The sequence below is a fragment of the Paenibacillus qinlingensis genome (assembly GCF_013204845.1).
GTDB classification, from domain to species: Bacteria; Bacillota; Bacilli; order Paenibacillales; family NBRC-103111; genus Paenibacillus_E; species Paenibacillus_E qinlingensis.
This window is the reverse complement of record NZ_JABMKY010000005.1, coordinates 161,336-183,366: the sequence shown is the minus strand read 5'-3', so window position 1 is coordinate 183,366 and position 22,031 is coordinate 161,336. Positions and strand designations below refer to the sequence as shown.

Genomic DNA, 22,031 nt, shown 5'->3' with positions numbered 1-22,031 from the left:
ACCTAAACCTATTATAAGTAGGAATATCTTACCATTCCTATATGACAGAATATAGAATTCGTTCGAAATAATATAGCATTTCATTTGTAAGCCCGCAGAGACCTTCCCTTGGCATGGTTCCCTCTTTATAATGAAGGAATCAATACATGATGGAGGATTACCGATGCCCGCATTCTTTGGCTTAGCCAGATTAAATAACATGAAAATCCATAAGAAACTGCTGCTCATCTACATTTTCTGTGTATTCCTGCCGATCACACTGAGTAACTATTTGTTCTACGCCAAAATAACCCAAAGCGTGAAAAAGGAAGAGCAACGAAATATCGAGCTTTCCCTTGAGCGTCTATATAATCAACTGACTCGTTCCTTCAAGGAAGCCGCAGCGTTAAGCAATAATATTTATTTTTCCCGGAGTTTCTACGAGGGTTTGGATACAACCTATCAAGACAATCTAGACTATACCCTCAATTATGGGAGCTATTTCCGCACTCCCCTTATGGGAGTCACCCCTTATTTCCAATATCATTTCACCATTAATTTCTATACAGATAATCCGACCGTTCTGAATGCTGGAAGCGTTCTCAGAATTTCGCCATCCATAGAAAACAGCCCTTGGTATACACAATCTTTCAATACCAATAACAGCCATCGGGACATGTTCTATTTTGGACAGGAAGTGACTGGCGATGGAGAGCGACTGTTCAGCGTCATTCGGAAAATGAACTACTATACGTCTTATGCCCAATATCAAAAAATACTAAAAGTTGATATCCGATACAATGTCCTCGCAGACATTTTTAATAGTGAAGGTACCTTAGGTAAGTTTTCTCTTGTCGACGACAATAACAGAGTTATTTATTCAAGTTTGCCGCAGCAACAATACTTAGCCCCCTTTAATGCAGCTACTGTTCCAGATAAACAATTTACAATGACCAAGAATCTCACTACGTTTGATTCCATGACAGGGTATCGAATTATTGGGGTTTACGAGGAATCCGTCTTCCATAAGGCGTTAGAGCAGCCTAAGAAATACGTTTTGCTCATAGCGTTAGCTACGCTGTTGTTTGCAACCATCCTTATTCTTTTGATTTCCAGATCTTTATATTTCCGAACCCGATTGCTCTCCCGTCATATGGATAAAGTGGATAACCAGCATTTCACGTTAATTGAGTATCCGCATGTTGGAAAAGATGAGATCGGTCTCTTGTTCCACAGTTTTAATCGCATGATTCGGAAGGTCAAACAACTAATTAACGATGTCTATGAGGCAGAACTTCGGCAGAAAAATTATGAACTGGAAAGTAGACAAGCGGAGCTAACAGCTCTGCAAAGTCAGGTCAATCCCCATTACCTATTCAACGTGCTGGAAACCATTCGGATGAAATCTGTGATCAAAGGAGAGTTGGAAACAGCCGATATTATAAGCTACATGTCAAAGTCATACAGAAGGTTCCTCACTTCCAGTCGGGAATGGGTAACCGTAGAGGAAGAACTGGCTATGATTCAAGAATTTCTGTCCATCCAAAAGTACCGGTTTGAAGATGAAATCGAGTATTCGCTTGAAGTCGAGAAGAACACGCTCCCCTTATTCATTCCCTCCATGGTCTTCCAGCCCTTTGTGGAGAATGCGTTTAAGCACGGCATACAGGGATTAGATGAGAAAGGACTCGTGTCCATACGCGTGTATGAGGAAAAGGATTTTCTGGTCTTCTATATTGAAGACAATGGCATTGGAATCAAACCAGAGAAGCTGGGTCAATTACTGGAGGAAGTTCGAGCCAAAGAACCACAACTTAACCGGATCGGCATGCAAAATGTATTTCGTCGGATCACCTTTTTCTTTCATGACCAATTTGAATTTAACATCAACAGCAAAGAACATGAATTTACATCCATTGAGCTGAAAATCCCCCTTTGCCGGAAGCATCCAACAGATGGCTTTGATAACAAATAAAGGAGCTGTACGAACATGCTGAAAGTTCTCCTTGTAGACGATGAACCCGTTATTCGCGCGGGCTTAGCCCAACTTATCCATTGGGAGAAATACGGTTTCACCATTGTTGCCAAAGCCAAAAACGGTGAACAGGCCTTGCAGCTCATGCTGGAGGATACGCCAGATTTGATCGTTACCGACATCCGCATGCCGAAGATGGATGGCCTACAATTGATTCAAGCTGTGAGGGAAGAACGCAACCTACAGACGCCGGTTATCATATTAACCGGTTTTAATGAGTTTGATTATGCTCGTCAAGCCATCCGCTATCAAGTCCGGGATTATTTACTTAAACCTGTGGACAAAGAAGAACTGATTGCCGCACTGACTCGTATTCGTGCCAGCCTAAGAATCGATAATGCTTTACCGGTCGACAGCCAATCCGGGAATGCCATTAAATTATTGCTTCGCAGCACCACCAGTCATGACAACAAAATTCATCTATGTCAAACCTTAAAAGCTCACTATCCTGTTTTACTTATGGTTATCACGCTGCAGAAACATACCCAAACGACATTCCCCCTAATCCACCAACTTCTGCTGCCGGTATGGGAAGCCTTTCGCTTATCCGAAGCATCTGTACGCATTTACATTGATGCAGATGGGTTTATTGCGCTTGTAATCCAACCGGAGTCTGCTCACCTAAGTAAAACAGAGGAAAAACAGCTTGCCTTTGCCATGCTTCATGCGATTCACGACACCCTCGATCAGGAAGCATTCCTTTCCGTTGGTCCCCTCGTACACTCACCAGAGCTGCTAGCCGATTCGTTTCAAGCAGCTTGCTCCGCTAGTATTTATTCCTTATATCTGGACCGGCCAACTGTTCTTGCCTATGAAGATATCAAGCTTCTTTCACCGTTCAAGAGCCAATATGAATATCTCGCTTCCTTTCAACTATTGAAAGAGTCGATTGAAAATAATAGTCCACAAGATATGGAAAGAATCGTCTTGGACATATTTGATTTCTTCGTGGAACAATTTATTTCTCCCGATACCATCAAGGTACACTTATATCGTTTTTTACTCGAGATCGAGAAATATGTAGCCGAAATGAACGGCGATATTCAGCCTATTATCAAAGCCGCCAATCACATTGACCTCACCTGCACAACCACCCCGATCCGTATTCAGAGGAAGACGTTTCTGGAGACCTGCCGGCAAATAGGCTTGGAAATAGCTTTCCTCCGGGTACAACAGAATTTCGGGATTATTGATCAAATTGAGCAATATGTGAATAGCCATTTCCACGAGAATATGACACTAAAGGACGTGGCGGCCAAATTTTATATGAATCACGCTTATTTAGGACAGCTCTTCCGTAGAAAGAAGGAAATTCACTTCAATGAGTACCTCCATCAAGTTCGCATCGAGGAGGCTAAAGGTCTGCTGCGCCGAACCGATTTGAAAATTGCTGAGGTTGCCAAAAAAGTTGGCTATAACGATCCTACCTATTTCAGTGGCAAGTTCGAAAAACATGTAGGCGTTACCCCAACTGTTTATAAATTAGGGTTGCAGCCACACAATCATCCTCTTTCGAAGAAGGAGTGAGATTTCAAGTCATCGAGCCTGTTAGGGGCGCCGCGGCGATGCTCGATTAGACACGTCTTCATAATCTCGTAACCCTACTATACAACTGGCGTCCGAAATTCGAATAGCCGAATAATAAGGAATTCATTTTCAACTAGAGCAATATAATGAAGTAAGACAACCATTATTAATACATAAATGACTTGGGTTTGTACAAAAAATCGTTGATTTTTGCCCAAAGTTCATTGTATATTAATTATAATAATTATTATTAAGAAATTAATTTAATTTGATTGGAGAGGTAGAAATGAACCCAATGGATACTGCTAACTCAGGAAAATGCCCGTTCCCTCATGGAAATGGAAGCGCTACTAGTCACAAATCTAGTGGTACGACGAATAAAAACTGGTGGCCGAATCAGTTGAATTTGAACATTCTCCATCAACATGACCGCAAATCAAACCCTCTTGGCGACGATTTTGACTATGCTGAAGAATTCGGAAAATTAGACTACCCCGCACTTAAACAGGATCTTCGTGATCTCATGACGAACAGCCAAGATTGGTGGCCAGCCGACTTCGGACATTATGGTCCTTTCTTTATTCGAATGGCTTGGCACTCAGCCGGGACTTATCGAACAGGCGATGGGCGCGGAGGAGCTGGTACAGGCACACAGCGCTTTGCTCCACTGAACAGCTGGCCCGATAACGGCAACCTAGATAAAGCTCGTCGACTCCTGTGGCCGATTAAGCAAAAATATGGTAACAAAATCTCATGGGCGGACTTGTTCATTCTAACCGGTAATGTTGCTATTGAATCGATGGGCGGCAAAACATTTGGTTTCGGCGGCGGCCGTGCGGACGTTTGGCACCCCGAAGAAGATATCTATTGGGGTGTAGAAACAGAGTGGCTAGGAGATAAGCGTTATACAGGCGATCGCGAGCTTGAGAATCCGCTCGCTGCAGTTCAGATGGGACTTATCTATGTGAATCCAGAAGGTCCGAACGGCAAGCCAGATCCTCTTGCCAGTGCTCGAGACATTCGTGATACGTTTAAACGCATGGGCATGAACGATGAAGAAACAGTTGCCCTCGTTGCAGGTGGACACACATTCGGCAAAGCGCACGGTGCTGGAGATGCAGCGCATGTAGGTGCAGAACCTGAAGCCGCTGCAATTGAAACTTTAGGCTTAGGTTGGATCAGCACGCATGGTTCTGGTAAAGGTCGAGATACCATTACAAGTGGTATTGAAGGAGCTTGGACAGCGAATCCGACACAGTGGGATAATGGTTTCTTCGAACTCCTTTTCGGATATGAATGGACACTGACGAAGAGCCCTGCAGGTGCACATCAGTGGACGCCAACCAGTCCTGCTGAAGAGCATCTCGCACCAGACGCTGAAGATGCATCTATTCGTGTAAAGACAATCATGACTACTGCGGACATGGCTTTGCGTGTGGATCCCGCTTATGAGAAAATATCTCGTCGTTATTATGAAAATCCTGAAGAATTTGCAGATGCGTTTGCTCGTGCATGGTTTAAGCTCACCCACCGGGATATGGGGCCACTTGCCAGATATCTAGGACCGGAAGTTCCCGAAGAAGTTCTGATCTGGCAAGACGCAGTGCCAGCTGTTGCCTACGCATTAACAGACGCAAATGTTGAAGATATTAAAACAAAGATTCTAGCATCTGGCCTTACAGTCAGTGAACTCGTATCTACAGCTTGGGCTTCAGCCAGCACCTTCCGTGGTACGGATATGCGTGGCGGCGCCAACGGTGCTCGCATTCGGCTTACGCCACAGAATGAATGGGAAGTGAATCAACCAGATCAACTGACAAGAGTGCTTACCATTCTTGAAGGTATTCAAGAAGACTTAGATGTCGAGGTGAGTCTCGCTGATTTGATCGTACTTGGTGGCAGCGCTGCGGTGGAAAAAGCGGCGCGTGATGCAGGCTTCCAAGTAAATGTTCCATTTACTCCTGGTCGCGGTGATGCAACCGAAGAACAAACTGATGCAGAAAGCTTCGCCGTTCTGGAGCCAATTGCTGATGGTTTCCGCAATTATCAGAAGAAGCAATATCGGGTAAGCTCAGCGGAGCTTCTAGTCGATAAGGCACACCTGCTTAACCTGACTGCTCCGGAAATGACAGCTCTTGTTGGCGGCATGCGTGTTCTTGGTACGAACTTCGGCGGCACCAAACATGGTGTATTCACCGATCGTGTAGGTACACTCACAAACGACTTCTTTGTTAACTTGCTCGATATGGGCATACACTGGAACCCTATTGGTGATGATGTATTTGAAGGACGCGATCGCAAGACAGGTAAAGTCGTTCGCTCAGCAACGACAGTTGACCTCGTCTTCGGCTCCAATTCCATTCTTCGGGCCATAGCAGAAGTTTATGCGCAAGACGATAATAAAGAAAAGTTCGTGCGTGACTTCATAGCTGGTTGGGTCAAGGTAATGAATGCCGATCGATACGATCTAAATAAATAACGTACTATTGCCGTACACAAAAGGGGCTGCCTACTGGCAGCCCCTTTTGTATGATTTTGATTGTTGCCGAAATCCTTATGAAGGCACGTTATGACTAGACAAGAAGAATTCAAACTCCATCTCTTGATCCGCTGGAATCTGATATTCCTCATGGACAGGTGCTCCCCAACTATCATCTCCGCCAACACCCATTTGTTTGCCGGCAACCGTAACAACCGTATAATGAACATCTGGCAGTTCAAAGGCATGATCCGCATGCTCTAGTTCAAATGCCGTATACGGGGACAAGTTGCACTCTACAGGTGCTAGTGGATCGGACTGAATCGAGAGACCAATACCAGACACATCCGTCACATTCACACGGCGGACGCCAGTTCGGTTGCCAGATTCCTGTGGAACCAGATAAGGCGTAGGCAATTGGTTCACTTGGCGGCTAAATACGCCCAAACGAGCACCGAAATTACGGTCGATATAATTTTCTTCAGGTCCCATCGCATACCATTCGGATTGATTATAATCGGCAGACATCTTAAACGATACAGCAAGTATCGGCAAATTCGGCAGACCCGCGGCACCCTTGTATTGCGTTTTCACACGAATCGTTCCATTCGCTAATACCGTATACGCGATCCGAACAGTAACTTCCGTGCTAATGCTGAATTTGTAATCAAAAATGACTGTCGCAGAACCCTTTTCTTGCCGTATTTCCCAATTGACGCATTTGCGCGCCAGACTGGCAGCATACCAAGCCCCGGCCGTAAAGCTCATTGCAGTACCTTTGTCATTATCCGTGGTAGCACGCCAGAATAAAGGTGCAGGCGGCATAGCGATCATTTCGCGACCCTCGTATTGAAGTGAAACGAGTGAACCTACTTGTTTCGAGAATATCGCGATAAATCCTTTACCTGTCACACTCATATTGACATCGCCCTCAACGACGACAACGTCACCAGTAGGCTTCTCAATCTGACGGCTTGCTTGTATGACAAACGTCTTTTGACCGAACGTCGTTTCAAATCCTGCATCCGCCCATAACGTAGCTTCTCTCAGAACCAAAGATGCCTGAATGCAGTACTCCCCTGGTGCTCCTTCTATATTTGGCAGCTCGATCGGGAGACTGAATTCAGTCTGTGCCTCGACCTCGATATTTGCTTGCCCCGCACCAATTTCTTTTCCCTCATGGAACAAACGGTACACTAGCACTAGATCATCTGTATTTGCAAATAAATTCCCATTCACGATGTTAATATGAGTTCGAGTTGGTTCCAATTTGATATTCTGATATAGGAATTTCACTTCCTGCATTTTAGGTGTGATTTGACGATCAGCAAACACGAGTCCATTGCCGCAGAAACTGTAATCGGTCGGACGATCTTTGAAATCCCCGCCATACGCCAAAAATTCGCGGCCATTTCGGTCTTTTTTTACAATCGCCTGATCAATATAATCCCAAATAAAGCCACCTTGATACATCGGATATTTGTTCTCAAGCTCGGTATATTTATGAAGACCTCCGACAGAATTCCCCATCGCGTGCATATATTCGCAGCTTAAGTACGGTTTATCCGGTTGACTATTGAGGTATGCCTCAATATCCGCTGGCTTCGCGTACATGCGGCTTTCCATATCGCTAGTCGCTCCATAATTACGATCGTAGAAAACTCCTTCGTAGTGAACCAATCGCGTAGGGTCGGTTTCGCGGAAATAGTTAGACACATTGAGAATAACTTGCCCCGCATACGACTCATTCCCACAAGACCAAATGAGAATCGACGGATGATTCTTATCCCGCTCCACCATCGAAATTGCACGATCCATGACGATATCTTGCCACTGCATATCGTTACCTGGGATATTCCAAGAAGGTTCGATAGCGCCCATCTTTTGCCATGAACCGTGTGTCTCTAAATTCATCTCATCTATGACATAGACACCGTACTCATCACAAAGCTCATACCATAGCGTCTGGTTGGGATAGTGCGACGTGCGGACTGAATTAATGTTGCTGCGCTTCAGGGTTTGAATATCCCACAGCATATCCTGCTTCGTAATCGCACGCCCACTGCGGCTGTTAAATTCATGTCGGTTGACACCTTTGAAAACTATACGTTTCCCATTGATGCACATCAGCTTGTCCTTCATTTCAAAACGACGGAACCCCGTCTTCTGCACGATGGCTTCAACTACATGTCCGCTCTCATCGTAAATCGAGATACATGCGTTATATAAATACGGGCTTTCCGCACTCCACGGCTGTACAGTTCCTGCTGAAAGCTTGAACGATAAGTTGCCACCGCGGAATTCACCTTCTTCGGTGAGACAAATCTGCCCTTCCGCATCTTTTAATTCGAGCTTAGCACGAACGGATTCCTTATGCTCATTGCGAAGCTTGAGCTCAATCTCAAGCAACCCTTGCTCATACGCATCATCCAAATCTGCCTTTACGCGCATATCCCACACATGCACGTTAGGTACAGTGTACAAATACACCTCGCGGAAAATACCCGACATCCGCCAGAAATCCTGATCTTCCAGCCAACTTCCTGTGCTCCGCTGATACACTTCAACTGCCAATTTATTCTCACCTTCACGAATATGTGGCGTTAAGTCAAACTCGGCAGGCGTAAAGCTATCTTCGCTGTAACCGATAAATTCGCCGTTAAGCCAGACATAGAAAGCCGATTCAACACCTTGGAAGGAAATATAGACGGGCTTACCAATCATCGTATTCGGCAGTTCAAAATGTTTCACATAGGAGCCCACTGGATTATGCTCTTGCGAAATATGTGGAGGACGAAGCGCCTCTACGCCATCCCACGGATACATTGTGTTGACATATTGCGGCTGGCCCCAGCCTTGGAGTTGGATATGACCGGGTACTTGGATATGTTCCCAGCTACTGCAGTTGTAATCCATTTGATAAAAGGACTGCACACGACTTGCAGGGTTAACCGCATAGTTGAATTGCCAGCGCCCATTCAAACTATGCCGCATATCCATTGATGCGCCTGCCTCCGCAGAAGCCATTGAATGATAATAACGATGATCCGAATGTGCTTCCAGTCGGTTCACTTTGAATACCCTCACATCTTGAAGCCAATCAAGGCTTGGTACAGAATGTTTCATTTATCTATGCCTCCCGAGAAATAAGACCCACGAAGGGGTCTTGTTTTACCTACTATTTTACAGAACCAACCATACCTGCAACGAATTGTTTTTGCATCAAGAAAAATACGAGCGCTGTCGGCAGTGTTGAAATGACAATGGCGGTCATGATCACCCCGAAATCCGGCGAGTAACTAGAACCCAAATTGGAAATCAACAAAGGAATTGTTCGTTTCTCTGGTGTTTGCAAGACGATAAGCGGCCACAAGTAATTGTTCCAGCTTGACATAAAGGTAATGATTGCCGCTGCTGAATACGTCGTTTTCATTGTCGGCATATACACACGGAAAAACAATCCTAACTCCGTTAATCCATCAATACGTCCAGCTTCCAGAAGCTCCTTCGCGAACATTTTCGTGCTTTGACGGAAGAAGAAAATGAGAAACGCCGTCGTAAATGTCGGAAGGACGACCGCGTTCATTGTGTTGATCCCGATAAGTGGAACCGTACGCGATAGGCTGGAAAACATTTGGTAAAGGGGTACCATCAACGCGGCGAACGGAATCATCATGGAAACAAGCAGTAAATTGAACACGATATCCTTGGCTTTGCTCTGATAAATTTCAAAGGCATATCCAGCCAGTGAAGCAACCAATAAGGCTAAAATGGTTGTAGTTAACGAGATCTTCAAGGAATTCCAAAGTGCAGGTGCAAGATTAATTGAATCTGTTAATTTATGGAAGTTATCCATGAAATGTGTGCCTGGCAACATTCTGCCCTGCGTAACATCCACAGACAGATTCGTGGAACTAATCACCATCCACAGGAATGGAAATATGGATATAACAGCCACAGCAAAAAGGAAGACATAGACGATTGTACGTCTTAAGACTATCATTTTTTATCACCTGCCAATTTGATTTGAAGGACAGATAACACAATGATCATAGCTACAACCGAATAGGAAACTGTTGCTGCATAGCCAAAATCAGGTGTGTATTTAAAGGAAAGATTGTAGATGTATTGAGATATAGAGAGGGTAGAATTACCTGGGCCACCCTTCGTAATATTCATAATCTCATCGAACAATTGCAGCGTACCAATCGTCGAGGTAATGGACGTGAAGAGAACAATTGGCTTCAGCATTGGGAACGTGATGAAGAAAAATTGTTTGATCGGAGAAGCTCCGTCAATACGAGCTGCTTCATAAATAGAGCTATCAATATTTTGCAAAGAGGAAAGGAAAAAAATCATATTATATCCTGTCCAGCGCCATGTAATGGCAAGAATAATCGTAATTTTCGCCCAGAACGGATCGGAAATCCAAGCGATGGGCTGAGAAATTAAGTGAATTTTGATTAAAGCCATATTGATCAAACCATCATTGCCGAACAAATATTTGAAAACAACCGAGTAAGCAACAAGTGAGGTTACGCAAGGCAAGAATATCGCGGTACGGAAAAATCCCTTGAAACGAAGCTTGCTATCATTCAACAAAACGGAAATCATCATCGACAGCACGATCATAACCGGTACTTGGATAATCAAATAGATAAACGTATTCTTAACGGCCGTGATAAATGTCTTATCACTAAAGAGCCGCTTATAGTTGCTTATCCCGTTGAAATGTAAATTAGCACCCGCGCCTGTCTTAAAGGAAAGCAGCAATGCCTGAATCATAGGATAAAAGTAAAACAAACATATCATTAATACAGCGATAGCGATAAACAGCCATCCCGTAAGCTTTGCACGGCTACGAATCGAGAAGTTCATTAGTCAAATCCTTCCTATCATTTACGATGAAAAATCGAAACGCTGTCCCCTGCTTTGCATATTTCGCAATACAGAGGTCAGCGTTCCATAGGTTAATGGGAAGAGAAACTTACTTAAGTTGGGACTCTGCTTGGGACTGAGCATCACTGAATACTTTCGCAATGTCTTTGCCCTTCAGGTAATTTTGCATCTCAACTTTGAGAATATCTTCAATCGCATACGTATGCAGACCATAGTTGACTTTAGGAATTTGAGCCGTCCATGTTGCGAAATCAGAAATTACTTTTTGACCTCCGAAGAAATCGTCGGCTTTCGTGTAAGCTTCACCTTGCGTAGCAGGTTTATATGTACCGATAACCCCTACGTCTGTAACTAATTTCTGATACAAATTCACATCAGAACCAAGTGTTTTCCCTAGGAAATCAGCAGCCGTATCTTTACCCGTACTGTTCAACACATACCAGGAGCTTCCCCCAAGGTTAGATGCGTTAACCGAACTAGCTGTGTTTTTCAACTTAGGAAAAGGAACAACAGCCCATTTACCGGATTGATCAGCTTGTGATTTAATCGATGGTGTAATCCAGTTACCTGTCGGAACAGAAGCTACAGCTCCGCTATTGAAACCAGCTAGGAAGGAGTTCCAATCCGAGTTGATTTTAACAATATTAGCGCTCATGATTTCTTTATACGTCTCGAAAGCTTCTTTCAACACAGCGTTGTCTTTCAGATCTGGCGTCGTACCGTCACTTTTCAGATACCAAGCGCCTGCTGATTGAATCATCATACGAACTAAGCCAAGATCATTTGGATCCTGTGTCAGCAATTCTTTACCTGTTTTTGCTTTGACTGCTTTACCAACTTCAATGAATTTCTGCCAATCCATATTCTTCAGATCGTCGACTTTATAGCCTGCTTGTTCCAAGTAATCTCTGCGTACATATAAGCCTGTTACGCCGGAATCAAATGGCACACCGTATTGTTTGCCGTTCAAGCTTGTTGGACCTAACTTATAATCGGCGAAATCCGAAGCCTTAATGGATGCGGACAAATCCGCAAATGAGTCTGGATATGTTTTCAAGAAGCTTTGTGCACGGTAATCTTCAATCAATACAACATTCGGCAGACCTGACTTTGAACCGGAGTTTAGCCCCGTGTTCAACTTTTGAATAATGTCATCTTGCGCATATTCAATTACGTTGATTTTCACATCAGGATGATCCTTCGCATAAGCATCTTTCGCTAGGTTCATTGCTGCGATATTAAAGTTCTTATCCCATGCCCAAACCGTAATCTCCTTACTAGTACTCGAAGCGCCTCCGCTAGGCGTAGTAGTTGATGTTGAGTCGGACGAATTACTTGAACATGCCGTCAAAAGCAAAAAACTTGCAAGTAAAACCGTAGAAATTTTCTTCTTCATGTGATCCCCCTTGATGATTTGATATTGTAAGTGCTTACTAATAAATAATATCATTCGGGCAAATCGTCTTGTTAGAACTAAATTTACTGAAATTAGCGTTTTTATTGTGTCTGATATTCCTTCCTCCACCACTCATTTGTATTATTTTTATATTTTGTATTTATTTTAGATTTTTATACTTCTACTTGTACTGTTCTGTGCTCCATGGAAGTTTAATGGAAATTTTCGTTCCTTGTCCCACGGAACTTGATATCGTAACCCCATACTCTTCTCCGTACAATAGAACCAGGCGATCATGAACATTACCAATACCAATCCCTGTAAACAATTGCCGTGCACTTGTGGCATTCGGCATCTCATCCGTGTTGTTCGAAATTTCCATGCCATCCCCATTGTCAACTACTTCACAGAGCAGCGTATCTCTCTCTTTCGTGATGATGACATAAATATATCCGGTACCTTTCTTATTAAAAGCGTGAAAAAAAGCATTTTCGATGAAAGGTTGCAGCATCAACTTCGGCACTTGTGCAGGCAAGCAGTCCGGTGAAACAAAGTAATCCACTTTAATCCCTTGGCCATAACGAATCTGATTAATGAACACATAATGCTTTAAATTCACCATCTCTTGCACAACGGGAATCGTTTCTTGGACATTACTGATCGTATTCTGCAGGAGAGAAATGAGGGCATGAATCGTTTGTGTGGCCGTCTCTTGACTACCTCGTTGAACGAGAATGTTAACTGAAGCCAGCGTATTGTAAAGAAAATGCGGATTGATTTGCTGCTGTAGCGCGGCTAACTCTGCCTTGCGCTGCTCCTTCTGCGTATCAACAAGCTGAGAGATATAGTCGTTCAACTCATCTAGCATAAAATTGAAAGATCGACTAAGCTCCCTTGTCTCATAGGTCCCGGTCACCGCCATATAATTGTGAAAATTCTCTTTCGTCACCGTAGACATTTTCTTAACTAGCTTTCTTAACGAGAGTGTCAGTCGCCGCGTGATGACATACACAATAAGAACAGTCACAATGACAATTCCTGCAACAAGGAAGAAAATCGCTTTCCTGTTGAGCATTTGACCAAGTGCTGTATCCTTATCAATGACGTTGACGATGTAAAAGTCGTATAACGGCAAATCCTTAGCCACGACAATGACATCTTTGTGAGACATGTTCATTTCTACCTCAGCCAGACCAAGTTGCTGAATCCTCTGGGCACTGTCTAAGAGCTCTTTCGATGTGGTTCCAATCAGCCCATGGCGATTGCTGGAAACAATCCGACCTTGACGATCCAATATCATCACATCATTCCCATCACTTGTGAAGCTCGTATAAATGGATCGAACATCGCTTTCTTTCATAATGATATACAGTGTCCCATACCATTCTTTACTGAGGGGTTCAATTAGAGCCTTGGCGGCAACCAATCCTTGGTCCCCAGATCCCGGAGTTCCTTCGTCCAAATAACTGTACATCAATCGCCCAGACTGCCTCTGCGACTCTTGTGTAATTGGATTTCGCCCTAAATCCTCCGAGGAACCTGACCAATAGGTACGGTCGCTCGTATAGCTTTTGCCATTGATACCCGAAATGATCATGCCAATGTTCTTGGCTCCAATACCGGACTGGATTCGCTTCATCTGTTCACTCATGCCAAAGGTCACCATGGAATTGGTTAACGAATCGCTATCTGCCGCAGTCAGAAAACTCTTAATCGCTCCACTTTGCGCAGCATTAATGGCAATATTTACATTGGTATAATGAATGGATTCCAAACCGCTTTTAATTTGCTCGATAATTTTTGAATTCGTGATACTGAATGTCTTCACAAACAGCTTTTGCGACATTTGCACCGTAACCCAAGAAGTCGCCACCGTGACCGTGATCATGCTGAGCACCATCACGAGAAACAATTTGCGAAATAAACTTTGATCGGCGATCCTTCTTAGCCAAGCCCCCATAAGTTCGATGATTCCCTTCGTCTTCATTTTTTGCGATAGTGGCTAGGTGAAGTCCCCATCAACTTCCGAAACACTTTTGTGAAGTAACTATGATCGGAGTACCCAACAAGACTACTAATTTCTGAAATTGACAAATGCGCACTACCTCTTAATAATTCACATGCACGTTCGATTCGAATCCGATTCAAATACTCATTAAAACCTTCTTTATTATGAACAGTGAAATAATTGGACAAGTATGAAGGGTTGAAATGAAACTGTTTGGCTACATCCGTCAGGGTAAGCGGTTCAGCAAAATGCTCATCCAGATACATTAAAATCTTTTGTATCCCCGGAGAATTGGTTTTATTCCCTGTCACACAGTCGGCCGCCTCAATCAGAAACTTGGCTAAAAGTGATCGCACTTCCCCAATATGCTTGGCTTCATGAATGGCACGGAAATACTCATATTTCGCTTCATCCAGCGTGCTGGCCTCATAGTGAAAATGTAGCAAGCTGACAATGATATTGAACAGACTGTGCCCCAGAAACGATTTAAACTCGAACATATCGATATCTAGCCTGCCAGGCATGGAATCGACATATCGGTTGAGACGTTCAAACGCTAGCTGAAATTCTTGATGGTTCAGTTCAGCGGTAAACGCCTCGGAATCAAATGTATCTTTGTTCCCTTCATCATCCACAAGTTCATTTGCGAAGAACAGTTGTACATCCGATAGAAAGAAACGGTGATCCAGCACTTTTAAACTATCATTCGAATAGACGTCATGAAGTTCTTCGATTTTCGAGAAATTCTTGCTGAGTGCGACATAGAAGGATAATCCTCCGCTCACGCCAGATTCCACCAATTGTTCGGCCAAATGGATGGCATCCGCTCTGCCAGTATCCTCTGTATTCAACAGAAACCGGATATGGCTGTCTTGATGTGAAAGATGATGTATGACAACAGGTTGCTGGGCACCCTGAACCCTACCTTTCAGAAATGATTCGATCCATTCCTCATTCCGTTTCAGAGAGGATGGGCTATCTTGTATATCCGCAACTAGTAGGATAAAGCAAGGATATGGGAAATAGGTGCTGATTTCCTCACCGTCAACATCCATGGCATAGCCGGAAATCAACTTGTCCAACACATAATCCACGGACTGACCTTTGTCATTCGTAAAATCCATGTGCCTGAAGGCCGGCATATGCTGAACCGTCTTTTTTAATACAGCTAAAAGTGAATTCGCATCTAATTTCGGTTTTAATAAATAATCCGCTACACCGTTCTGAAACGTTGAACGGACATACTCAAACTCACCGTAGGAGCTGAGCACCACGATTTCAATCTCCGGATATAGACCTTTCACAACCCTGACCAATTCCTCCCCATTCATAACCGGCATAACAATGTCTGTCAGAATCATGTTGGGTTGGAACTCTTTAACCATATCAAGCGCATCCTTACCGTTGGCAGCCTCGCCAACGATGTGGAAGCCTTCGCTTTCCCAATCGAGAAGATGTCTAATTCCTTGACGCACCAGCATCTCATCATCAACAATTAATACCTTGCATAACGTCTCCATGTCTTACTCCTTTATGGCTTATACCTAGCTTCCCACTTTTAGATGGAACGATGTATCGATCTCTGTCACATTTTATGTTTTATTGTACACTTTAACAAGATTGAATCAACGTCCATCTTCGGAAGCGTATTTCGCAATAAAAAAAACATCATTCGCCTTGTAAGGTGAATGATGCTTTTATAGGGCCGATACGCTTCAACTCGACTACTTAACCCCTGTATACACAAATGCGCGAATGATATGCCTCTGTGCAAAAAAGAAAGCAATCAGAATGGGCGTTACCAGCATCATGTTCCCAGCCATTAGCACATTCCAATTCGCTACTCCTTCTTCTTCACGAATCTTAGCAATCCCCAAAGGCAAAGTTCTCGCGACATCATCTGTCGTCATGACCAATGGCCAGAAGTAATCATTCCAATGCGCTATAAAGCTGAAGAGGGCAAAGGTCGCCAATACCGGTTTTGCCATTGGCACCATTAGCTTAATAATAATTTGCCACTCTTTGGCACTATCCAACCGTGCTGCTTCAATCAGTTCCTCCTGAACTTGTTTGAATGATTGCCTCAAGAGGAAAATGCCAAATGCGCTGGAGGCAAATGGAAGTATAAGAGCTAAGTGTGTGTTAAGCAGCTTCCATGCACTCAACTGTAAATAAACAGGCAAGAAAATTAATTGAGATGGAATCATTAAGGTCACCATAACCATGCCGAACAATATGCCTGATCCCTTAAACGTATAACGCGCAAAAGCATAGGCCGCCGGAATAATGGTAAGCATCTGCAAAGCGAGAATACCTAACGAGATTATAATACTGTTCGAAATATAATGTAAAAACGGACCTGAGCCCCAGGCTTTTGAATAATTGCTCCACATGATATGTTTAGGAATCCAATTAGGCGGAAATATCATGGTTTCAGGCAGTGTCTTCAGAGAGGTCGAAAGCATCCATACAAATGGCATGGCAAAAACAAGTACCAACGCAATCATGCCCATTACACTTACGAACTTCATGATGTAATGTAATGTTTTGGAAATGATTTCTTCTTTGCTTTTTACATATATCACAGGTCGTTCCGCATTCATTGTATGCTCGGCTTTCAATGATTTCCCTTCTTTCTATTGATAATGAACACGCTTAGACATCATTTTAAAGTAGATGATTGTTAATATCCCAACGATAACTAGTAAAATGACACCTGCCGCAGAAGCGCTGCCGATTTTGAAGAATCGGAACCCATATTCATAGATATAATACACGAGCGTATTCGTTGAGTTAACCGGTCCTCCCTGCGTCATAATTGCGATGGTTTCGAATACCTGAAACGATCCAATCATGTTAATGATGACTAGGAAGAAGATTGTTGGCGAAAGCATTGGGAGTATTAATCTGTAAAAGGTCGTCCAAGGCTTGGATCGATCCAGGGCTGCCGCTTCATAGATGTCTCTAGGAATACTTTGCAATCCGGCGATAAATACCAGCGTATTATAGCCTAGTCCTTTCCAGACAGCGACGATGACTAAAGAAATCAGAGATGTACTCGTGGAGGACAGCCATGCTAGTTTTCCGAAGCCAAACAAACCGATGAACCAGTTCAATAAGCCATACTGCGGATCCATCACCCAGACCCAAATCATGGAAATGGATACCCAAGAAACAATATGCGGACTGAAGATCGCGCCCTGGACAAAACTTTGAAACACACTGGCTTTATTCAACCAAAGGGCTAGCAATAAGGAGAAGATAATGATACATGTAACGGTCAACACCGTGTAAATCGTTGAGTTGGATATGACTTGTAAAAATTCTTTTTCAGTAAGGAGATCCGTAAAGTTTTGCAAACCAACAAAGTTCTTCGTAGGGCTAATAAAATTCCAATCATACATACTTAAGTACATCATATAAATGATCGGATATATAAAAAACAATGAAAACACAGTAATCGCAGGTGCTACCATGGCGTACGGACGCAGTTTTTCCCACATTGTCATCTTACACACCACCGCTAGTCACAAGAATTTTTTCCTGACGTGCTTGATGGGTTGTTTCTCCTATATTACGAATTCTTTGGCCGTCCGGATCAAAATAGTAAAGCTTATCATAGGGAATCATAATTTGGATATGATTGTCTGTTTGCAAGGAAGACAGGAAGGTTTTCACGAAAAATATGCCCATCTCAGATTTAATCTGATAAATATTTTCTGAGCCAAGGCTCTCGCGAGTTAGGATCTCTCCGTTAACAACAAAACCATTTGAAAGATTATTTGGAGACATTACCACATGCTCTGCCCGGAAACCAATATAACCAATCTTCGAACCTGTCCCTACCTGTAACCCTTGTACGTTTGCAAAATGAAAAATATTCATAGCCGGTGTCCCTATAAACTGTGCTGTAAACACATTATCCGGATCATTATACAGTTTCAAAGGTGAATCCGACTGTTGAATAATCCCTTTGTTCATAAGAACGATCTCATCGCCCATTGACATGGCTTCGACTTGATCATGGGTAACATAGACAAAGGTCGTGCCCAGCCTTTTGTGCAGCTGGATTAACTCTGTTCTCATTTGATTGCGCAGCTTGGCATCCAGATTGGAGAGCGGCTCATCCAAAATAAATACTTTTGGATTCTTGACCATGGCGCGGGCAAGCGCAACCCTTTGACGCTGCCCACCTGATAAATTTTGCGGCTTCTTATCTAGATATGGCGTTAACGCGACGATTTCACAAATATCATGGATCAAGGCTTCTCGTTCTTTTTTGGGTACCTTTCTGTTTTTCAGTCCAAATTCAATATTTTCGCGCACGGTCATTGTCGGATATAACGCATAGTTTTGGAAGACCATGGCGACATCCCGAAGTCCTGGCTGCATATCATTTACGCATTTATCGCCAATCCATATTTGTCCTTCGCTCTGTTTCTCAAGACCTGCAATCATACGCAAAGTAGTTGATTTACCGCAGCCAGAAGGGCCGACGAGCACTGTAAATGACCCCTCTTTAATCGTAAGATTTAAACCGCTGATAATCGTTTCGTCTTTATACTTTTTACCGATATTGATTAATTGGATCCTTGCCATATGTTCATCTCCTTTACTTGCTCAACAATTTATTTGCTTTTTCCGCAGCTTCGTTCATCGCCTCCTGCGGTTTGACATCCTTTTCAAGAATGGCTTTGGTCATGGCATCGATAATTGTTTTGGAGATTTCTGCATAAGCATTGGCGCTAGGACGAAGTACCGCATACTGCAATTGATCCGAAGCAACTTTGTATTGCGGAAACTCTTTATAATAGGCTTGTACCTCTTCACTTTGTAATGCAGATAGACGGCTTGGCAAATATCCAACATACTTATGCTGATAAATCGTATTTTCCTTGGTCGTCATGAACTTAATAAACTCCCAAGTTGCTTCTTTTTCTGCGTTGCTTAGCTTCGATGTGATGGACAAATGACATCCTCCGGTTGGCACACCATACGATTTATTCGCAGGCATAAAGCTGGTCATCATTTCAAAATTATTTCCCTTTGCCACCTCAATGCTTGCAGAGACGCCTGCGGTGGATCCGATTTTAAATGCGGAAAGCTGATTGGTCCAATCCTTTTCGGCATCAGCACCTGCTGTTTTTCCTACAGTAAACTTAATTAAACCTTCATCGGACATTTTCTTCCAAAACTCAACCGGCGCGACACCTTCAGGCGAGTTAAACGTTGCTTTCTTTCCGTCGTCGCTTATCACCTTGCCACCACTTTGAGCAACAAGTGCCTCGTATTCCCAGACGCCGACGGCCATCGTCAAGGGAGTCTTCCCTTTCGCTTTCAATACGCGACCATATTGCTCCAACTCCGCCCAACTTTTTGGACCAGCAGGATCTAAGCCAGCATCTTTAAGCATCGTGACATTCTTGTAAAAGATTGGCGTACTTCGCATAAAAGGAATCCCATATAGCTTGCCATCCACATAGGCATTCCCCATAAGGCCCGGATTAAAATCCTTAATATTGACTTGTGCCTCATCCCTTGTTGCAAGAGGAGTTAGATCTGCAAGCATGCCTGAGCGAGAAAAAATACCGGTAGAAGAAATTTCAAGATCGAACACGGCAGGGGCATTCCCTGCCGCAAATGCTGCTTGCACTTTGGCATTAAGATCATCATAAGTGCCTTGGTTCGCTTGCTGCACTTCAATTTTGCTCTGCGACTCATTAAATTTTTTGACGAGGTTTTGTTTCGCTTCCTCAATTTTCCCACCGTTAGCTGTCCAGTATTTAATGACGACTTTGCCTTCGGAAGAGGCGGAGTTAGTGGCTGAACCCGATGCGGTCTTGTTGTCAGTGCCACCTGTGCCACATGCGGTTAGCATGAATATGGAGCTAAGCGTAAGAATAGATACCCATTTCGTCTTCATCATTTTCATTTTCCTCCTAATTTTTGATATCAATCCAAAAAGAAAGAAGCCTAAATCAACCGCCGACTTATCGTCGACCGCTAATTAGGCTTCTCCATTACTCCAACCTACTGCTATTTACTTGTCATGTTCATCATAATCGACCAGTATTAACCAAGTGTCAATTCAATGTGAATGTTTTGAAAATTCAAAGCTAGTATCTGCTGGGCTGTCTCACACAATAATTCGAAGCTTCTCTTCCTCTTCCGAATACGTTTCATGCCATAGTACCGATTGCGAAGAAGATACTGCTGTTGCGCCATACTTGAAAACTTCCATGACATGACTTCGATCAAACAACAGCCCTCCGGTAATAATCGGGAGGGTGGTAAACTTCTTAATTTTCCCGATCATTTCTGGAATTCGCGCTGGCATCAGCTCAATGATATCGGGTTCAATTTGGGTAAGACTCTTGGATAAATTCTCTATCCCTTCGGTATCCACTAAGAAAAAGCGTTGAATGGTGAATAACCCCATTTTTTTCGCCGTTTTTACGACATTCGTTTTCGTAGTAATGATCCCTGTTGGTTTAATCACTTTGGCCAAGTAATCCATCCCATAAAAATCGGTACTTAAACCGCCTATCTTTTCCATATGCAGAAATACCGGTAACTGATGACTTTTGAATACATCCACATACCCTTTGATGACCCCAATATGCCCTGTTAGCAGAAAAACGCCGCTTAATTGGTTTCTGAGGGATAAGGCAATTTCGATTTGTTTCGGTTCCTTGATGGAAGCAACCATCCGGTGAGAGCGTAATCTTTCAAAAAATAGACCACTTTCATCATGCAAATGCTTCTTCAAGCATCAACACCTCCTAAATTGCTGGTTGCTTTCAGAACAACTACCTATTCTGCTCTGCAGCTATCCGTAAAGAGATCCTGCATTCTCGATCCGAATCTGTTCCACGCGCGTTAGGATTATGACTAAAATGCTTCATATTGTTGTACAACATCGCTACATTCTCTGTTAAAGCGGAGTCTGATAGGTCAACAGCTGATATACGTATTTCGTCTTGCTCAATCTTCACAATCCGTAACCCGTGCTGATCCAGACATGCCGATAGTTGTACAAACGTCCAGTTATTCTGCTTAACAATGGAATCAATATGCGTATGACCGTTGACATACAAGCCAATGCCTTCTTTCTTGCTTAAAATCTTCCACATGTCAATATGAGGATGAATAGATCCTTTTTCTTTATCCGAATTGGTTGTCGTATTATGTACAGGATGATGAGCAAATACGAGTACTGGTGTTGTCCCGGATGCCTCAATGACTTCTTCAAACCATGTCAATTGCTCTTCGTCAACCCATCCTCCCCAATCCTCAAAATCCATCTCTTTCGCCGTATCTAGAAATACAAGAATGGCTTGCTCCGTGGTTACTGCGTGATAGCGAGATTGTCCGCTTATTTCAAGTACTTCTCTCCTTGTTTGTGCGTACAGATCGTGATTTCCCAAAGCATGATAAAATGTTCTTCCACCTTTTCGTATGATCTCATAAACTTCTTGCAGCTCCGACGAATGTCCATAATTGGTAAGATCCCCTACCGAAATATGAGCATCTCCTTCAAGTTCCAAAAATCGTTCCAGAAATGTTTGATAGAAATCATTGCGCGCTTCTAACCATCCTGGAATTGCTTCATCAATCTGGTGATAATGTAGATCTCCCATCAGTACTAGTTTCATAATTTCTCTCCTACTCTCTATCAAAATTGGATGTGATGCCATCACTTCGTTAA

At 43.3% G+C, this 22,031-nt stretch carries 15 protein-coding genes; 3 read left to right on the top strand and 12 right to left on the bottom strand.

Annotated features, from left to right (window positions below; translation table 11 throughout):
* Positions 1–163: 163 nt before the first annotated feature.
* The 3 genes from HQN88_RS12775 (at position 164) to katG (ending at position 6,020) form a co-directional block, all read left to right on the top strand.
* The gene (locus HQN88_RS12775) at positions 164–1,954 is read left to right on the top strand and encodes a sensor histidine kinase (RefSeq protein ID WP_173112001.1); all 1,791 of its coding nucleotides are present in this window, start codon (positions 164–166) and stop codon (positions 1,952–1,954) included.
* Between the two features lie 15 nt (positions 1,955–1,969).
* Positions 1,970–3,541, top strand: coding sequence for a response regulator transcription factor (locus HQN88_RS12770; protein ID WP_173111998.1), 1,572 nt, complete (start codon positions 1,970–1,972; stop codon positions 3,539–3,541).
* A gap of 286 nt (positions 3,542–3,827) precedes the next feature.
* The gene (gene katG, locus HQN88_RS12765) at positions 3,828–6,020 is read left to right on the top strand and encodes a catalase/peroxidase HPI (RefSeq protein ID WP_173111995.1); all 2,193 of its coding nucleotides are present in this window, start codon (positions 3,828–3,830) and stop codon (positions 6,018–6,020) included.
* 75 nt (positions 6,021–6,095) lie between these two features.
* Here katG and lacZ read toward each other — a convergent pair whose 3' ends face one another.
* The 12 genes from lacZ to HQN88_RS12705 form a co-directional block, all read right to left on the bottom strand.
* Positions 6,096–9,146 (bottom strand): beta-galactosidase, LacZ type, encoded by a 3,051-nt coding sequence (lacZ, locus tag HQN88_RS12760; protein ID WP_173111992.1) that lies wholly within the window; start codon positions 9,144–9,146, stop codon positions 6,096–6,098.
* 52 nt (positions 9,147–9,198) lie between these two features.
* Positions 9,199–10,023 carry a carbohydrate ABC transporter permease gene (locus HQN88_RS12755; protein WP_173111989.1) on the bottom strand — a complete coding sequence of 275 codons (825 nt, stop codon included), beginning with the start codon at positions 10,021–10,023 and terminating at the stop codon, positions 9,199–9,201.
* Positions 10,020–10,898 (bottom strand): carbohydrate ABC transporter permease, encoded by an 879-nt coding sequence (locus HQN88_RS12750; RefSeq protein WP_173111986.1) that lies wholly within the window; start codon positions 10,896–10,898, stop codon positions 10,020–10,022. The genes HQN88_RS12755 and HQN88_RS12750 overlap by 4 nt, the downstream gene beginning before the upstream one ends.
* A 109-nt stretch (positions 10,899–11,007) precedes the next feature.
* Positions 11,008–12,315, bottom strand: coding sequence for an ABC transporter substrate-binding protein (locus HQN88_RS12745; protein ID WP_173111983.1), 1,308 nt, complete (start codon positions 12,313–12,315; stop codon positions 11,008–11,010).
* Between the two features lie 181 nt (positions 12,316–12,496).
* Complete coding sequence (locus tag HQN88_RS12740) at positions 12,497–14,275, bottom strand: cache domain-containing sensor histidine kinase (protein WP_173111979.1); 1,779 nt, start codon at positions 14,273–14,275, stop codon at positions 12,497–12,499.
* Between the two features lie 23 nt (positions 14,276–14,298).
* The gene (locus HQN88_RS12735; protein WP_173111976.1) at positions 14,299–15,843 is read right to left on the bottom strand and encodes a response regulator transcription factor; all 1,545 of its coding nucleotides are present in this window, start codon (positions 15,841–15,843) and stop codon (positions 14,299–14,301) included.
* A gap of 204 nt (positions 15,844–16,047) precedes the next feature.
* Positions 16,048–16,854 carry a carbohydrate ABC transporter permease gene (locus tag HQN88_RS12730; RefSeq protein ID WP_173112377.1) on the bottom strand — a complete coding sequence of 269 codons (807 nt, stop codon included), beginning with the start codon at positions 16,852–16,854 and terminating at the stop codon, positions 16,048–16,050.
* A 105-nt stretch (positions 16,855–16,959) separates the two neighbouring features.
* Positions 16,960–17,832, bottom strand: a complete 873-nt coding sequence (locus tag HQN88_RS12725; RefSeq protein WP_173111973.1) for a carbohydrate ABC transporter permease — start codon at positions 17,830–17,832, stop codon at positions 16,960–16,962.
* Position 17,833: 1 nt separating this feature from the next.
* The gene (locus HQN88_RS12720; protein WP_173111971.1) at positions 17,834–18,922 is read right to left on the bottom strand and encodes an ABC transporter ATP-binding protein; all 1,089 of its coding nucleotides are present in this window, start codon (positions 18,920–18,922) and stop codon (positions 17,834–17,836) included.
* Between the two features lie 13 nt (positions 18,923–18,935).
* On the bottom strand, positions 18,936–20,249 hold the full coding sequence (locus HQN88_RS12715; protein WP_246320206.1) for an ABC transporter substrate-binding protein: 1,314 nt from the start codon (positions 20,247–20,249) through the stop codon (positions 18,936–18,938).
* A gap of 210 nt (positions 20,250–20,459) precedes the next feature.
* A complete protein-coding gene (locus HQN88_RS12710) occupies positions 20,460–21,092 on the bottom strand; it encodes a glycerol-3-phosphate responsive antiterminator (RefSeq protein WP_246320205.1) in 633 nt (210 codons plus the stop codon).
* Positions 21,093–21,132: 40 nt separating this feature from the next.
* Positions 21,133–21,978 carry a metallophosphoesterase family protein gene (locus HQN88_RS12705; protein WP_173111968.1) on the bottom strand — a complete coding sequence of 282 codons (846 nt, stop codon included), beginning with the start codon at positions 21,976–21,978 and terminating at the stop codon, positions 21,133–21,135.
* Between the last annotated feature and the right edge of the window lie 53 nt (positions 21,979–22,031).

Excerpts from the sequence above, each read along its gene's own strand:
- HQN88_RS12705 (WP_173111968.1), bottom strand. The coding sequence starts at position 21,978 with ATGAAACTAGTACTGATGGGAGATCTACATTATCACCAGATTGATGAA.
- HQN88_RS12770 (WP_173111998.1), top strand. The coding sequence starts at position 1,970 with ATGCTGAAAGTTCTCCTTGTAGACGATGAACCCGTTATTCGCGCGGGC.
- HQN88_RS12720 (WP_173111971.1), bottom strand. The coding sequence starts at position 18,922 with ATGGCAAGGATCCAATTAATCAATATCGGTAAAAAGTATAAAGACGAA.
- HQN88_RS12730 (WP_173112377.1), bottom strand. The coding sequence starts at position 16,854 with ATGAAGTTCGTAAGTGTAATGGGCATGATTGCGTTGGTACTTGTTTTT.
- lacZ (WP_173111992.1), bottom strand. The coding sequence starts at position 9,146 with ATGAAACATTCTGTACCAAGCCTTGATTGGCTTCAAGATGTGAGGGTA.
- HQN88_RS12755 (WP_173111989.1), bottom strand. The coding sequence starts at position 10,023 with ATGATAGTCTTAAGACGTACAATCGTCTATGTCTTCCTTTTTGCTGTG.
- HQN88_RS12775 (WP_173112001.1), top strand. The coding sequence starts at position 164 with ATGCCCGCATTCTTTGGCTTAGCCAGATTAAATAACATGAAAATCCAT.
- HQN88_RS12745 (WP_173111983.1), bottom strand. The coding sequence starts at position 12,315 with ATGAAGAAGAAAATTTCTACGGTTTTACTTGCAAGTTTTTTGCTTTTG.
- HQN88_RS12715 (WP_246320206.1), bottom strand. The coding sequence starts at position 20,249 with ATGATGAAGACGAAATGGGTATCTATTCTTACGCTTAGCTCCATATTC.
- HQN88_RS12750 (WP_173111986.1), bottom strand. The coding sequence starts at position 10,898 with ATGAACTTCTCGATTCGTAGCCGTGCAAAGCTTACGGGATGGCTGTTT.
- HQN88_RS12725 (WP_173111973.1), bottom strand. The coding sequence starts at position 17,832 with ATGACAATGTGGGAAAAACTGCGTCCGTACGCCATGGTAGCACCTGCG.
- katG (WP_173111995.1), top strand. The coding sequence starts at position 3,828 with ATGAACCCAATGGATACTGCTAACTCAGGAAAATGCCCGTTCCCTCAT.
- HQN88_RS12740 (WP_173111979.1), bottom strand. The coding sequence starts at position 14,275 with ATGGGGGCTTGGCTAAGAAGGATCGCCGATCAAAGTTTATTTCGCAAA.
- HQN88_RS12735 (WP_173111976.1), bottom strand. The coding sequence starts at position 15,843 with ATGGAGACGTTATGCAAGGTATTAATTGTTGATGATGAGATGCTGGTG.